A 14440-nucleotide genomic window follows, 5' to 3' on the forward strand; every position below is an offset into this window, starting at 1 on the left:
CGCGCACATTGGGGGGATGAGTGGTGGCGGATCGTTGGGGACCGCCCCCACTCAGCCTTTTAAGGGCTGTTTCCGCAGGCCGGGAGTTCCCCGGCTCTCTTAGGCTCCCGTCCGGGCGAACCTCAGCGTCACCAGCTGGAACGGCCGAAGCGTGAGCTCTGCGCCGCGCCCGCCCGGCATAACTCCGGGAGCTTCAGTGCCGCGTTCCAGGAGATCCGTTGGCACAGTGTCCCGCACCGGGAAGTTGGCGGTGATCGTTCCGGCGGAGCGCTGCCCCAAAGACTCGTAAAGGCGGACCACCACGTCTCCCGAACCGTCCTGGGCCAGCTTGACTGCTTCGATGACCAGCGCCGGATTGCTGACGGAGAAGAGCGGCTCCACCGGGGAGGCGCCCCGGACCAGCCGCGGTGCCAGATTGGTCCGGTACCCCTCTTGGACTGCGTCCGCGATATCAGCGCCCGGACGAACAGCCACCGTGAGCTCATGGCGGCCGCGGTCGGCCCCCGGGTCGGGGAACTTCGGCGCCCGGAGCAGGGAGAGACGCACCGTGGTGGTGGTTCCGCCGTCGGATTCCCTGATGCTCCTGGCCACGTCATGGCCGTACGTCGATGAGTTGGACACCGCCACGCCGTAGCCGGGTTCGCCCACATGGATCCACCGGTGGGCACAGATCTCGAACTTGGCCGCTTCCCAGGACGTGTTGGTATGGGTGGGCCGGAAGACGTGGCCGAACTGCGTTTCGGCAGCCGACCGGTCTGCCCGGACATCGAGGGCGAAGCCGAGTTTCAGCAGCTTTTCGTGCTCCTGCCAGTCCACCGACGTGGTGATTTCCAGTGACGGACTGCCAGGGGCCAGCGTCATGCGCTGGGTCAGCGGCGAGGTGCCCGCCAGCCGCTTCACTTCCACGACGGCGCTGCCGCCTTCCCTGGCAAGGCGGACCGATTCTGCCCGCACCAGAGGCGTGACGTTGCGCCGGTAGAACTCGTCGATATCCCAGGCATCCCACTCGTTGGGGGTGTCCCGGTGCAGCTCCAGCAGGTTTCCCCGCTGACCTGGGGCGATGGCTTCCCGGCCACTCGCGTGGTCGCGCAAGGAGGCGAGAAGGCCGTCTGCGTCAACCACGGCACGGATGATCCCGTTGTCCAGGACGTAGCCGCCGTCGTGCTCTGTGGCCTGCACGGGTTTCGGGCGCGCCACGGGCTCCCCCACTCCCAGTGCAGGGACGCCGTCCCTGGCGTGTGGAGCCGCGTTGAGCAGGAAGTGCCGGTCACCGGACCCCAGCATGGCGGCAGCAGCCTGGTTGATCAGCCCTTCGAGGGCAGTTTCAATGGCCTGGTAGTTCCGCTCCGCGTCCTGGTGGACCCAGGCAATGGAGCTGCCGGGAAGGATGTCGTGGAACTGCTGGAGCAGGACCAACTGCCAGAGGCGCTGGAGTTCGACGGCCGGGTAGTCGAAGGCACCCGGCCTCCGCACAGCGGCCGTGGCACACCACAGCTCCGCCTCTCGCAGCAGGTGCTCACTGCGCCGGTTGCCCTTCTTGGTGCGGGCCTGGCTGGTGTACGTGCCGCGGTGGAGTTCGAGGTACATCTCCCCCACCCAGACGGGCAGGGCCTGGTACTCTTCCTCGGCCTGCCGGAAGAAACTCTCGGCTGAGCCGATCCGGACCCTGGGCGATCCCTCCAGATCCTCGGTGCGGGCAGCAGCCGCGAGCATTTCCCGGGTGGGGCCGCCGCCGCCGTCGCCAAAGCCAAACGGCACCAACGACACGGAGCCGTGGCCATGGTCCCGGTAGTTGCGCTCGGCGTGCGCCAGGTCCCGGCCGCTGAGGTCCGAGTTGTAGGTGTCCACTGGCGGGAAGTGGGTGAACAGCCGGGTGCCGTCGATCCCCTCCCAGTTGAACGTGTGGTGCGGCATCCTGTTGGTCTGGTTCCAGGAGATCTTCTGGGTCAGGAACCATGTGCTGCCCGCCGCCTTGACGATCTGGGGCAGGGCCGCGCTGTAGCCGAACGAGTCCGGCAGCCAGGCCTCCCGGCACTCAATGCCAAACTCGGCCAGGAAGAAGCCCTTGCCCTCGACGAACTGCCGGGCCATGGCTTCGCCGCCCGGCATGTTGGTGTCCGACTCCACCCACATGCCGCCCACCGGGACAAACTGTCCGGCCCGCACCTTTTCCCGGATCCTGCTGAACAGCTCCGGGTACAGTTCCTTGATCCACGCCAGCTGCTGCGCAGACGAACAGGAAAAGACAAAGCTCGGGTCTTCGTCCATCAGGGCCACCACATTGGAAAAGGTCCTGGCACATTTGCGGACGGTCTCCCGGACCGGCCACAGCCAGGCAGAATCGATGTGCGCATGCCCGGTGGCAACCAGCTGGTGCGCTGACGCGTAGGCCGGCCTGGCGAGGACCTCGGCGAGCGCCTGGCGTCCTGCCGCAGCGGTCCCGGCAACATCGTCGGGATCCATCACATCCATCATGCGTTCGAAAGCCCGGAGGATCTCGTGGCGGCGGGGAAGCTCCAGCGGGAGTTGTTCCATGAGGCCGGACAGCGTCCACACGTCCTGTTGGAGTTCCCACACGCACTGGTTGAGTTCAGCGATGGCGATGCTTCCCAGCCGGTATTGCGGCGCTCCCCCGGCGGTCGCTTTGTCACCCAGCGGCGTGGCGGCGAAGGTCCAGCCCTGTGCCATATCCGGGTTCGCGGCCGCCTCCACGTAAAAGTCCACCGCCATGCCGCTGCCCAGCAGCTTCAAGGGGATGTACTGGTTGCGGGGTGAGATGGCCTTGATGATGGTGCCGTCGGCCCGCCACGCTATGCCCTCGCACTGGAAGCCGGGGGCTTCGGTGGTGAACCCAAGGTCCACCACCACCTCAAGGGAGGTATCCGGACTGCCGCCCCATGACTCAGGCACCTCCCCTTGCAGCCGCAGCCAGGTGGTCCCCCACGGCCGGCCCCAGGCGGCGCCGTGCTCCTGCGGCTGGAACTCCTGCCGCATCGCCTCAAGCGCCGGGACGGGCTCGCCGGGGACTTCCCAGCTGCTCAGGGCAAGCGGGACCGACCTGCTGTAGACGGCAGGGGCAATGCGCTCGCGCACAAACCGCGCCAGGCGGACTTCCGTGATTGTGCGGTCGTCATGCAATATATGTCCTCTTTAGGCTGGAGACTGGATCATGGAGTCCATTCGATGGACAAATCTACCCGCTGGCAGCACGGCAACCAACCCCTTGGCACAGTTATCCGCCGCCCGACGACCCGGGCCGCCGGGGGAGCCTATGCACTGGGCACTGCCGGTTCGGGACGCAGGATCCGGGAGTCCCCGGCGTAGACGTTGAAGCTGGTGCCCCGGCTGAAACCGGCGACGGTCAGCCCGTTGGCCTCGGCCAGTTCCACGGCAAGGCTCGAAGGGGCGCTGACGGCTGATAGGACGGGAATCCCTGCAAGTGCGGCTTTCTGCACCAGTTCAAAGGATGCCCTGCCGGACACCTGGAGGACCGTCCCGCCCAGCGGCAGGAGGCCCTCACGCAGCGCCCACCCCACTACCTTGTCCACGGCGTTGTGCCGGCCCACGTCCTCGCGCAGGCACAGGAGCCGTGGCTCGCCGTCGTCCTCAATCTGGAAAAGGCCCGCCGCGTGCACGCCGCCGGTGTCGTCAAAGACGCGCTGGGACTTCCGCAGCAGCGAGGGCAGGGACGCCAGGACTTTTGCGTCCACCGTCAATGGGTCCGCCTTGGGGCTGAAGTGTGAAGATTTGCGCACTGCCTCTATGGAATCCGTGCCGCAGATGCCGCAGGAGCTGGACGTGTAGACCTTGCGGCCGGTATCGGGAAGGGGAACGTCCGGCCGCAGCTGGGCCTCCACCACATTGAAAGTCTGGACGCCGTTCTCGTCCTCGCCGGCGCAGAACCGCAGCGATACCAGCTGTTCGGGCGCCCAGATGACGCCCTCGGACACCAGGAACCCGGCCACGAGGTCGAAGTCGTCCCCCGGGGGTGCGCATGGTGACCGAGTAGGAAAGCGTGCCCAGCCGGATTTCGAGCGGTTCCTCCACGGCCAGGACGTCTTCGCGGTGGCGGACCGGGTACTCCAGGGCAGCCGGCGACCCGTCCAGGACATACTTGTGCACCTTGCGGCGCTGGGTTACGCGTCCCATGTTCCACCCTGCCTGTTCATTACTCCATCATGGCACCATCGGGACGTGCCTCCGGAGTTCAGCCCAGGAGCGCGCTCCAGTCCACCGGCCCGCTGGGTGCCGCTTTGCCCTTTTGGCCGGTCCGTGTGGTGCTTCTCGGTTTGGCTTTGGCCGCCCCGTCCTGGGACGGCGGTATGGGCAGCCCCCATGGCAGCGCGAAAGCCGGCACCGGCTCACCCAGCTGCACTCCGTGCGGCGGCACCACCAGCACACCGTCCGCGGTGGCCAGTCCGCGCATCATTCCAGGGCCCGTGTGCTGCGCCGGGGACCCCATCCCGTACAGCAGCCGGAACGGCATCAGGCGGGTCCGCCCCGGGTCAGGTTCGATCGTCGTCCCGCACGGCACTTCCTGCACCGCAGGCATGTCGCGGTGCGCCAGGGCGGCGAGCAACGGGGCGCCGACCGTGGAAAGGGCCATCATGGCCGCGAGCGGGTTGCCGGGAAGGCCCAGGACAAAGCGGCCGTCCGGCAGTTCGGCGAGCACAGCAGGGTGGCCGGGCCGCATGGCGATGCCGTCGATGACGAGGCGGCCGCCGAGTTCGGCCACGGCCCGTCGGAGGTGGTCCGTGCCCGAGCGCCCAGTGCCGCCGGTGGTAATAACGACGTCGGCCGGCAGGTCGGGCGCGTCCGGCACCTCCGGCAGCACGTCTTCGAGCGCGGCGAGCCATTCGGCGTAGGAGTCGCCGATCCGCTGCTGCCCCGCGGGGATGCCCCCGAGCATGGCGACGACGGCGGGCAGCTGGGGGCCGAACGTGTCGCGCACTTGGCCGGGGGCGGGGGTGCCCTGTTCCAGCACCTCGGAGCCGGTCAGCACCAGCCGCACCACCGGCTTGCCCTGGACCTGCACTTCGTCGTAGCCGGCCAGTGCTGCCACGGCAAGGTGTGCCGGGTTGAGTTCCACGCCTGCCTTAACCAGGATGTCCCCTTCAAGGGCTTCCTCCCCGGCTTTCCTGATGTGCTCGCCGGCCCGGGGTTCACCGGGCCGGGCCTTGCCGCCCACCATCACCACGGGAAGGCCTTCGTCGTCCCGGCCGAGGACTGCACTCTCAGTACGAAGGACGGCCTTGCCGCCCGCCGGGACCAGGCCGCCCGTGGCAATGGGGCTGGCCTGGTGCGGCGCCAACCGGGTGCCCGGCTCCACCGGAATCCACGGGCCGCTTCCGTTCACAGCCCAGCCATCCATGGCTGAGGAAGCATAGTGCGGCATGTCCTGCAGGGCCACGATGTCCTGGTCAAGTCTTCGGCCCAAGGCGATGCGCAGCGCAACAGGGCCGGAAGGAATCGGAGTGGCAGCATCGTAGGCCGCCTGCCGGGCTTCCTCCCATGTGTGGGCCAGGTGGTGGGGAGGGTGCGCGGGTTCGGCGTCGCCAGGCTCCGAAGTGCCGGATTCAGCTTCAGCAGGGCCGGTTTCTCCCGGGTCGACTTCAGGAGGGCCGATCTCTCCGGGATCTTCAGCCGGGCCGGCATCCTCCGGGCCGGCACCCGGCGGTGCCTCCGGTTCGCTCTGCGGCTCTGCAGTCATTCGCCGGGAGTCCCGGCGGCTTCAGCGTCGTAGTCGGCTGCAAGGGAACGCGCAACGGCCAGCGCTGCATCCATGGAGGCCGCGTCCATCTCCCTGCCCGGAGCGGCAGCGAGGCCCGCGGCGAAACCGGCAATAAAGGTGGTCAGCGGAGCAGCCGGCCGGACAACGGCATGGGCGGCGACGCCGGCCAGCGCCAGCACGGCATTGACGTCTATCTGTACGTCTTCAAGCTTGTACGCCTGGAGAAGGGCCCTGCACCATTCCTCCAGCGTTTCGTCCTGGCTTTTCACGAAATGCCTCCCACGTTAGCTCCGCCCGCGTTCGGATCCTTGCTTCCACGCTGGCTCCCGGCGGCAATCCCCAGCGCGGCAGCATCGTCCCAGGTGTCCACATCGGAGGTGGACCCGGCGGGGACTGTGACAAGCTGCACGTCCAGACTAGCAAGGAGAGCCCGGACGGAGCCGTTCACCAACGCGTCGCGGGCAGCCAGCTCCGCGCACGCTTTTTTTAACTCGCCCGTGCCGTAAAAGGCTGCCAGCGGTTGTGCCCTTCCGTCCTCGGCCCGGGCCATCACGCCGCCTCCGGCGCCCGCCCGGAGGCTGGGGGCGGACCGCGAAAGTGCATTCCGGAGCACAGCCACAGCCTTGGCGGCCAGCGGCATGTCGCAGGCGAGCACCAGGGTGTACGGTGCCCCTCCGCCATGGGCCTCCAGGGTGTCCAGGCCGGCCGCTATCGCAGCAGCGGGCCCTGCGAATGGCGGCTCCTCCCGGCACGTCAGGACGCCGGGGTGACCGGTTTCTGCGGACAGCACAGCTCCGGAGTACTGGAGACCACCACTGTCGCCGACAATGACGGTTCGGCGGGCACCGGCTGCGGCAGCAATGGACCGCTCCAACAGCGTCTGGCCAGCGAAGACCAGCGACTGCTTGGGTACGCCGCCCAGCCGCGATGACCGGCCGCCGGCCAGGATCAGGGCATCAAAAACCAGGCTGTTCTCTTGCACTCCCCCAGCCTAGCCACAGTCAGGGTACCGAGCAGCCGGCCCTGGGATTGCGCAGAAGGTCAGGCAGCACGTTCGGGAAGCAGGAACGGATCCCATGCGGGGGTGGGCTTCTCCAGTTCCTTGATCTGCCAAATGGTGCCGCGCGGGGGCTCAGGCACGAAACGAAGGGTCCAACCCATCTCGGCCGGAGTGTGGTCACCCTTGACGTTGTTGCAGCGCAGGCAGGCGGCCACCAGGTTCTCCCACGAGTCAGCTCCGCCCCGGGACTTGGGATGAACATGGTCGATGGTGTGCGCCGCCTTGCCGCAGTATGCGCATTTATGGCCGTCGCGCCTGAGTACACCCCTGCGGCTGACGGCCGTAGAGGGGTTGTATCGGGGCCTGATGTACCTGTTGAGGAGAATCACGGACGGACGGCCAAGGACGTCGGTGGGCCCCACCACGGGGTCGTCCCCTTCAGCCACAACGCTCGCCTTGCCCGTGAGCACAAGCACCAGCGCCCGGCGGAAAGTAATGACCGCCAGCGGTTCATATCCAGCATTCAGAACGAGAGTGCGCATGCACTTACCTCTTCACGGCCGCACCCGTCAGGGGCACGAGGGCCGGCTGCCCTCGGCATGTCCGGGCTATGGATCGACATCACAAGAGTAAACAGAGAAGTGCAAAATCAGGTAATCGCCACCCGGAAGGCCTCCCGGCGCAGACGGCACCAGGCAAAGCATCGCGACCGGCGAAGACTGCTTAAACGTCGAAGGCCCCCGCCTCAAAAGCGGGGGCCTTCGGCCGTGGCTGCCAGCCGTTGATCAGGCCGGCACTGGGATGCCTAGTTGACGCGGATAAAGACCGGGCCGGATCCAACGTTCGCGCTGAAGACCACGGTCTGGTTGCCGTTGTAGCCGCCGTGGACGGCCATGCCGTTGCCGGCGTACACAGCAATGTGCGCCATGCCTGCGCCGCCGTCAGCGTAGTAAATGAGGTCGCCAGGCTGGGCTTCGGATGCGCTCACCGTGCGGCCCAGGGACAGGTAGCCTGCAGGCCAGTCGTGGAAGTTGATGCCGACGGCGGCCAGGGAGTTGGTGACCAGCATGGTGCAGTCCTGCATGACGCCGAGCTGCGCGTAGGCGGCGGAGAGGATTGCAGCACCCTTGCCGCTGGCGGAAGCCGGGGCTGCAGGAGCGGCCGGAGCAGCTGCGGTGGCAACCTTGGCGGTGACCTTGGGAGCGGCAACGGGCTCAGCGGCCGGAGCCGGGGCAGCTTCCTGCACCTCAACCTGGGGTTCGGGTTCAACAACGGGGGCCGGCGTGGTGGTCACGGCCGGCTTCTCGAAGCTGATGGCAATGGTGGAAGCCGCGGAAATCGGCGCCTCGACGGCGGATTCAACTTCCAGAGTGGATGCCGGAGCGGAGTCACGCTTGACGTTGGCATCGGCCGCGTTGGCTGCAATTCCACTGGTCAGGACCAGGCCGGAAGCGGCGGCAATGACCGCAGCCTGGCGGCCCATGCCGCCGGCGTTGTTGCTGACAGCCTTGGCAATGACAGCGATCGAGTTGGTTTTGGTGACCTCGGCGCGGTGCCGTGCGGTAGCACGAGTCGTCATCAGTTCTCTCTTTCGTTTTCCTTCGAACCGCGTGTAGGCAGGCAAAGGGTGTCGGACGCGCCGGCATCTTGGGGGTACGCCGGCGCATCCCGAACGGGGATGTGGTTTCTAGCGAAAAAGCTTTGGGCAAAGAAATAGCCCTTGGAGCGCGAGGCCCAAGAACTATTTGTTGAGGTGGTAGTACGAGGAGCTACCGGTGGCTGCAGGCGAGTGGAGCAGCGTCCCCTGGGAGGGGTTGAGTGCGCTGATCATCATGCCGTTGCCGACGTAGATGCCAACGTGCGCGCCACCGTTCTGGACAACCAGGTCACCCGGCTGCGGAGCGGAGGTGGGGCTCATGATGCTCCACGCGTTGGTGCGGGGGATGCTGATGCCGGCCTGGGCGTAAACCCACTGCACGAACCCGGAGCAGTCCCAGCCGGTGACGGGGCTGGTGCCGCCCCAGACGTAGGAGTGGCCGATGCCGGTGTAGGCGATAGCTGCGATGCCCGAGGTCGCCGCGGAGGGTACGGTCTCAGCGGTCTTGGTGACCGGGGAGGCGTCCTGGCCCGCTGCAGCAGCGGCGGTGCGGGTGGCCGGCTCGGTGGACTGGGGACGTACCGGCTCCACCTTTGGAGCAGCAGTGGTCTTGACGACCGGACGCTCGAAGGACACCGTGGCGGTGGGGGCAGCGGTGACGGCGAGGGCCGTCTGGGCCGAACCGGATTCGGTGGAAGCTGAGACACCGGCAGTGGTGTCGGCAGCAGTGGCCGGCAGGCCCATGCTCAGGATGAGGCCGGATGCGGCTGCCACAACGGCAGCCTGGCGGCCTACGGTCCCGGCATTTGCACTCACGGCCTTGGAAACGGCATCCAAGGCGTTGGTGCGGACCGTTTGCGCACGGTGGCGCGCAGAATGATGGCGTGAAGACACGAAGGTAGCCTCTCCCAATGCCTGCGAGGTGAGCTGTCGGATTCGGATGGGAGTCACCCGGCCACGCTGCTTCCTGGGAAGCTTGTGACTTAACCCCAAGGTCTTCTTGGAATGAAGACCGAAATTGGTTCCCCCGCCCCTGCCAGACGATGAAATGCGAACGGACCTTGAGCGGTGGCAGAGTTAGGCAATCCACTCAAGAGCGTCAACTTCGGAAAAGTTGACGCGACTTAGACGGTACAGCAGTTTTGTTCCAATGTCACATTCAGGTCACGGCGGGTCACAGCGATCTGAGAGTAGACAATCATTCGGTTACAGCCAGCCCATGGGATCGACGACTTCGCCGTTGACCTGGACCTCGAAGTGCAGGTGGCAACCCGTGGACGCGCCAGTGGTGCCGCTTAGTGCCACAACGTCCCCGCGGGAGACGGTCTGGCCCACCTTGACGTTGAAGGACGACAGGTGGTTGTACGTGGTTTCCAGCCCGTTTCCGTGGTCGATGACCACCCGGTTTCCGCCACCGAACTGGTGCCAGCCGGCGAAGGTCACCGTCCCGGTCGCAGCGGCCAGGACAGAGGTCCCGCACTGCGCCACGAAATCCTGGCCGCGGTGGAAGTCGCCTGAGCCTCCGGTGATGGGGCTGACCCGGTAACCGAAGGGGGAAGCGGTGGCCAGGGACGCGAGCGGCGCCGCCAGCGTCCCGGCTGATGCGGCACGCGTCACCGAGCCGGCCGACTGGGCACTCAGCAGCTGCTTCAGCTTCCCGTCAGGGTCGGCCTGGGTTACCACCGCTGACCGGCTGAAGTCGACATGGGCACCGATATCGGCGGAAATCTGCGGTTGGGGGCTGACGGCGGAGGCTGCGACCGGGGCATTACCCGCGGCGTCCGTGGCCATGACGGGACTCGTGGCAGGCACGGTAACGGTCAGGACCAGGCCGGTGGCGGCCAGTGCTATTCCTGCCTTCTGGCCGATGCCGCTGGCAGCGGCAAACTCCGTCATTTGCCGGAACGGACCCCGGCGGCGGCGGGCGTCGCGATGGAAATCGCGGGGACGCTCCACGGCGGCAGCATCAACAGCCCGCGGTGCCGAAGGGGGGCCGGCGGCACGGCGGCGTCCCCGGGGGGTCTGCATGGTCAAGAAGGGTTCCTCTCTGGAAAAGCCTGCGGAGTTAGCTGTCGGATTCGGGTCAGAGAGATCAAAGACCCGGTCCGCCGTGGGCAAGCTTCCGCACAGGGGTATTCCCGGAAGAATCCTTCACTGGAGAGGCTTGCTGCTGACGGACTTCACCCCAAGGCAGCCCCCGCTGCCGGTTGTGGTTCCCCCACCTCTGCCAGTAACGACTCGTGCACCTGACCCGCTGGCAGAGCTCGGCTCCGGATCAGGTAACGCTTAAGTTTCAACGCCTGGTTCCACTATAGGGCCTTAAGACCCTAGGTAACAATTCCGTTATCTTTGCGTGAAAGGGCCAGCCCCGGGTAGTGGGGCTGCGGATCAGCCTTGTTCGACGGCCACAAAAACGTGGGCGGCCACCTCGGGTGGAAGCTCCAGCGCTCCTTCAATTCCGGCCACGCGGACGGAGATGTAGTCCCCCACCCGTTCCAGCGCCACGGCAGCGCCGGGCCGGATACCGCCTTCGTCCAACTGTGCCAGCAGTTCCGGTTCCACCTGGATGGGTTCCGCAAGGCGGCTGATGGTCACACCGGAGGCAGGCCCGTAGCTCTTCATCGCCTCTACCAGGCTGATGGCCCCGTCAGCGAAGCCGGGGCCCGACTGGCCGCCCAAGGCGGCAAGGCCGGGGATGGGGTTGCCGTACGGGGACTGGGTTGGGTGGTCCAGCATCTCGTAGATCCGCCGCTCCACCCGCTCACTCATCACATGCTCCCAGCGGCAGGCCTCGTCGTGGACATAGGCCCAGTCCAGCCCAATGACGTCGGCAAGCAGGCGTTCGGCCAGCCTGTGCTTGCGCATCACCTCGGTGGCGCGTTTGCGGCCGGTGTCCGTCAGTTCCAGATGCCTGTCGCCCGAAACGACGACGAGCCCGTCACGCTCCATCCTGCCAATGGTCTGGGAAACGGTGGGGCCGGAATGGCGCAACCGCTCGGCGATACGGGCCCGGAGGGCGACGATGTTTTCTTCCTCAAGCTCCAGGATGGTCCTGAGGTACATCTCCGTAGTGTCGATCAGATCCGTCATCCAGCTCAGCTCCTCGAGCGCAGTACCTTGCGTTGTCCCACCGTATCGCTCTTCCCGCGAGATAGTCCGGGGGAAAGCTTAGCCTATTTTGACTTTGTCCGAATAGCGGCAAGCCCCAAAGACCAGCACGCAGAACAGTTGCAGCCCGGGAACAGTTGCACGCGCGCTGGGCCGTCTCAATGTCTGGACTTTGCCGCTGCCGGTTCCCGGCCGCTGCCGCTGTTCAGGCAGAATGGGAAAGGCCTTTGGCGCAGCCGCACCCGGCTGCCGGCCACACACTGTCCGTCCGGACCAAAACGTTCGTCCCCGCCGAATTGGAGCACCTGTGAGCGACACCAGCATCACGATTCCCGCCGACCTCCTGCCCAAGGACGGACGGTTCGGGGCCGGCCCGTCGAAGGTCCGGCAGGAACAGATCGATGCCCTCGCCGCAGCATCCAGGACCATCCTGGGCACCTCCCACCGCCAGGCCCCCGTCAAGAACCTGGTGGGCTCCGTCCGCGAAGGGCTGAGCCGGTTCTTCCGCGCCCCTGAAGGGTACGAAGTGGTCCTCGGCGTCGGCGGCTCCACTGCTTTCTGGGATGTCGCCAGCTTCGGCCTGGTGGACAAAAAAGCCCAGCACCTGTCCTTCGGCGAGTTTGGGTCCAAGTTCGCCGCGGCCACCAACAAGGCTCCTTTCCTTGAAGCCTCCTCCATCATCACGTCGGAGCCCGGCACCCGTCCCGTGGCACAGGCGGAGGCCGGCGTGGATGTTTACGCGTGGCCACAGAATGAGACCTCCACCGGCGTGGCTGCCCCAGTGCAGCGGGTCTCCGGAGCCGACGACGGATCCCTGGTCCTGGTGGACGCCACCTCGGCGGCCGGCGGCCTTGACGTGGACGTTGCCCAGAGCGACGTCTACTACTTCGCGCCCCAGAAGAACTTCGCCTCCGACGGCGGCCTCTGGCTTGGCCTGTTCTCCCCCGCCGCACTCGAGCGCGCCGCCCGCATCAAGGCCAGCGGCCGCTGGATTCCGGACTTCCTGGACCTCCAGACGGCCATCGACAACTCCCGCCTGAACCAGACGTACAACACGCCCTCGCTGTCCACGCTGGTGACCCTTGACGCCCAGGTCCAATGGCTGAACTCCAACGGCGGGCTCGACTTCGCCACCGCACGCACCGCGGACTCCGCCGGGCGAATCTACAGCTGGGCCGAAGCGTCGGAGTTCGCCACTCCGTTTGTGGCCAAGCCCGAGGAACGCTCCAACGTCATTGCCACCATCGATTTCGACGAATCGGTGGACGCCGCGGCAGTGGCGAAGGTCCTGCGCGCCAACGGTATCGTGGACACCGAGCCCTACCGGAAGCTGGGCCGCAACCAGCTGCGCATCGCCACCTTCGTGGCCATCGAGCCCAGCGATGTCTCGGCCCTGCTGGCCAGCATCGACTACGTGGTGGCCCAGCTGCGCAAGTAGGCAAGGTCCAGCAAGCAGGCAGAGTTAACGTATGACGGCGCCGCCCGGGTTCTTCCCGGACGGCGCCGTTTTTGTTGTGCCCCGGCAGAGGGGCGGCCGGTTTCCCGGGTAAGGTGCGCTAGGCTCCTGCCTGCGCTCCGTCGTCGTCCGCTGGTTCCCCTGCCTGCCCTGAACCGGCCTGCCCTGAACCCTCCCCGGCTGATTCTTCCTGGACCGAATCCTCATCGGCTGCCTGCGCGTCTGTTGCCTGAAGGTCCGGCTCCTGGGCAGCTTCCGTTCCGCGCCCGTCCGCTTCGGGCTCCGGCGGCTGCTCGTCCTCGGGGCGGACGCGTTCGGCCCACGGCACCCACTCCGGGGCGAGGATGGAGTCCTCGGACGGCAGCAGGCCAAGCTCGTTGACGGTGACCACCTTGGAGCGCGAGTTGCGCGTCAGCACCGCGTACCACTGCCAGCCTGCGTAGCCGGGCAACCTGGATTCGAACAGGTGCGTCACCAGGCGGTCGCCCTCACTCCTGGCGGCAAGGTGCGGGCCGATGGTGGCAGCGGGCGTGATGCCTTCCACGGCAGTGCGGGCAGCATCAACGGCCGCGGCGAGGAAAGCATCAGGCTTGCCCGTACGCCACACGGGCACGCCTGCCTTGCGCTTGGGCTGGGTCTTGGCAGCCTGCTCCTGCACTGGCGTGCCCGGCTGTTCAGATTGGAGGTTCATGGGCGCCTAAACGTCCAGCTCGTCGGCAACCTTGCGCAGGGCGGCGGCGATGGCCTTGCCCTTGTTGCCGTCCGGGTACTTGCCCTTGGACAGGGTTCCGGACAGGTTGTCCAGAACAGTCACCAGGTCCTGCACCAGGGGTGCGAGGTCCTTGGCGCTGGGACGCTTGGCCTTGGCAATGGACGGGGTCTTGTCCAGCACCCGCAGGCCCAGCGCCTGGGCGCCTTTGCGGCCGTCCGCGACCCCGAACTCCACCCGGGTGCCCGCTTTCAGCTCCGTTACCCCCTCGGGCAGCGACGACTTGGGCAGGAAGACCTCCTGGCCGTCTTCGCCCGCGAGGAACCCAAAGCCCTTGTCCTTGTCATACCACTTGACCTTGCCGGTAGGCACGTAATCAACCTTCTTCGTTCTGCTGTCATGAGACACGGCCTCCTGCCACCGCATCCGCAGTGTTGTGCGGGTTCAAGGTATGGCATGCGCAAACCGTGTTGGTCTGTATCGTTCAAGGTTATCCTGCCGCCTGCCCTGATTACGCTTCCGTGAGTACTGTTCCGCCCCAGGCGCAAGGGCCGGGCCGGCGTTTAAGCGCACCGTGGCGGCAGCTGTAGCGTTACGTCCATGACTCCCTCGCGTTACCGGCGGCCGCTGATGGTCCTCGCCGCAGTTATTGCCGTGCTGTCCCTCATTGCCGTGGGTACAGTCATGGTGCTTGCCTTCGCCGGATCGGTCGCACCCGCCTGGGTCACGTATTCGGCGCTTTACGGACTGCCGGCGGCCTTCATCCTGATGCTCCTGGTGGTCCTCGACGGAGTTGCCGCCCGGCGGCGGGCGGGAAAGGCCGGGCGGCGGTAACGTTG

The 14440-nt window shown here is 66.7% G+C and carries 13 protein-coding genes, 1 pseudogene and 2 riboswitches; of the genes and pseudogenes, 2 read left to right on the forward strand and 12 right to left on the reverse strand.

Features of this window, described 5'->3' with window-relative positions; all coding sequences use genetic code 11:
- Nucleotides 1-99 precede the first annotated feature (99 nt).
- The 10 genes and pseudogenes from QF031_RS16195 to QF031_RS16240 form a co-directional block, all read right to left on the reverse strand.
- The gene (locus QF031_RS16195) at nucleotides 100-3138 is read right to left on the reverse strand and encodes an alpha-mannosidase (RefSeq protein WP_307430407.1); all 3039 of its coding nucleotides are present in this window, start codon (nucleotides 3136-3138) and stop codon (nucleotides 100-102) included.
- A gap of 131 nt (nucleotides 3139-3269) precedes the next feature.
- Nucleotides 3270-4149: pseudogene (gene fdhD, locus QF031_RS16200) on the reverse strand (formate dehydrogenase accessory sulfurtransferase FdhD).
- Nucleotides 4150-4207: 58 nt separating this feature from the next.
- Nucleotides 4208-5710 (reverse strand): molybdopterin molybdotransferase MoeA, encoded by a 1503-nt coding sequence (locus QF031_RS16205; RefSeq protein ID WP_307430410.1) that lies wholly within the window; start codon nucleotides 5708-5710, stop codon nucleotides 4208-4210.
- Nucleotides 5707-6000, reverse strand: coding sequence for a DUF6457 domain-containing protein (locus tag QF031_RS16210; RefSeq protein ID WP_307430412.1), 294 nt, complete (start codon nucleotides 5998-6000; stop codon nucleotides 5707-5709). Before QF031_RS16210 ends, QF031_RS16205 begins: the two co-directional genes overlap by 4 nt.
- Entirely contained in the window at nucleotides 5997-6713 is a 717-nt protein-coding gene (gene mobA / locus QF031_RS16215) for a molybdenum cofactor guanylyltransferase (RefSeq protein WP_307430416.1), read from the reverse strand. Before mobA ends, QF031_RS16210 begins: the two co-directional genes overlap by 4 nt.
- Nucleotides 6714-6772: 59 nt before the next feature.
- Nucleotides 6773-7273 carry an HNH endonuclease gene (locus tag QF031_RS16220; protein ID WP_307430418.1) on the reverse strand — a complete coding sequence of 167 codons (501 nt, stop codon included), beginning with the start codon at nucleotides 7271-7273 and terminating at the stop codon, nucleotides 6773-6775.
- A 263-nt stretch (nucleotides 7274-7536) separates the two neighbouring features.
- Nucleotides 7537-8310 (reverse strand): NlpC/P60 family protein, encoded by a 774-nt coding sequence (locus QF031_RS16225; protein ID WP_307430420.1) that lies wholly within the window; start codon nucleotides 8308-8310, stop codon nucleotides 7537-7539.
- A gap of 162 nt (nucleotides 8311-8472) precedes the next feature.
- Nucleotides 8473-9102: a C40 family peptidase gene (locus QF031_RS16230; RefSeq protein ID WP_307430422.1), complete on the reverse strand. Its 630-nt coding sequence runs from the start codon at nucleotides 9100-9102 to the stop codon at nucleotides 8473-8475.
- A gap of 124 nt (nucleotides 9103-9226) precedes the next feature.
- A riboswitch (cyclic di-AMP (ydaO/yuaA leader) is annotated at nucleotides 9227-9406 on the reverse strand.
- Between the two features lie 128 nt (nucleotides 9407-9534).
- Nucleotides 9535-10356, reverse strand: coding sequence for a M23 family metallopeptidase (locus QF031_RS16235; protein WP_307433417.1), 822 nt, complete (start codon nucleotides 10354-10356; stop codon nucleotides 9535-9537).
- A 10-nt stretch (nucleotides 10357-10366) separates the two neighbouring features.
- Nucleotides 10367-10605: riboswitch (cyclic di-AMP (ydaO/yuaA leader) on the reverse strand.
- 111 nt (nucleotides 10606-10716) lie between these two features.
- Entirely contained in the window at nucleotides 10717-11418 is a 702-nt protein-coding gene (locus QF031_RS16240; RefSeq protein ID WP_307430426.1) for a metal-dependent transcriptional regulator, read from the reverse strand.
- A gap of 325 nt (nucleotides 11419-11743) precedes the next feature.
- Here QF031_RS16240 and serC point away from each other — a divergent pair, with 325 nt between their 5' ends.
- A complete protein-coding gene (gene serC, locus QF031_RS16245) occupies nucleotides 11744-12874 on the forward strand; it encodes a phosphoserine transaminase (RefSeq protein WP_307430429.1) in 1131 nt (376 codons plus the stop codon).
- 118 nt (nucleotides 12875-12992) lie between these two features.
- On the opposite strand, the gene QF031_RS16250 is transcribed toward serC, so the two are convergent.
- Complete coding sequence (locus tag QF031_RS16250; RefSeq protein ID WP_307430432.1) at nucleotides 12993-13583, reverse strand: DUF3027 domain-containing protein; 591 nt, start codon at nucleotides 13581-13583, stop codon at nucleotides 12993-12995.
- A 6-nt stretch (nucleotides 13584-13589) separates the two neighbouring features.
- Nucleotides 13590-13973 (reverse strand): cold-shock protein, encoded by a 384-nt coding sequence (locus tag QF031_RS16255; RefSeq protein WP_018762148.1) that lies wholly within the window; start codon nucleotides 13971-13973, stop codon nucleotides 13590-13592.
- Nucleotides 13974-14201: 228 nt separating this feature from the next.
- On the opposite strand from QF031_RS16255, the gene QF031_RS16260 reads away from it, so the two are divergent.
- Complete coding sequence (locus QF031_RS16260; RefSeq protein ID WP_307430435.1) at nucleotides 14202-14435, forward strand: hypothetical protein; 234 nt, start codon at nucleotides 14202-14204, stop codon at nucleotides 14433-14435.
- The last annotated feature ends 5 nt before the right edge of the window (nucleotides 14436-14440 follow it).

The organism is Pseudarthrobacter defluvii, assembly GCF_030816725.1.
Classification (GTDB): Bacteria; Actinomycetota; Actinomycetes; order Actinomycetales; family Micrococcaceae; genus Arthrobacter; species Arthrobacter defluvii_A.

What these genes read in the sequence shown, in the direction of transcription:
- QF031_RS16205 (WP_307430410.1), bottom strand. Translation starts at nt 5,710, where the DNA reads ATGACTGCAGAGCCGCAGAGCGAACCGGAGGCACCGCCGGGTGCCGGC.
- QF031_RS16260 (WP_307430435.1), top strand. Translation starts at nt 14,202, where the DNA reads ATGACTCCCTCGCGTTACCGGCGGCCGCTGATGGTCCTCGCCGCAGTT.
- QF031_RS16225 (WP_307430420.1), bottom strand. Translation starts at nt 8,310, where the DNA reads ATGACGACTCGTGCTACCGCACGGCACCGCGCCGAGGTCACCAAAACC.
- QF031_RS16235 (WP_307433417.1), bottom strand. Translation starts at nt 10,356, where the DNA reads ATGCAGACCCCCCGGGGACGCCGCCGTGCCGCCGGCCCCCCTTCGGCA.
- QF031_RS16220 (WP_307430418.1), bottom strand. Translation starts at nt 7,273, where the DNA reads ATGCGCACTCTCGTTCTGAATGCTGGATATGAACCGCTGGCGGTCATT.
- QF031_RS16240 (WP_307430426.1), bottom strand. Translation starts at nt 11,418, where the DNA reads ATGACGGATCTGATCGACACTACGGAGATGTACCTCAGGACCATCCTG.
- QF031_RS16250 (WP_307430432.1), bottom strand. Translation starts at nt 13,583, where the DNA reads ATGAACCTCCAATCTGAACAGCCGGGCACGCCAGTGCAGGAGCAGGCT.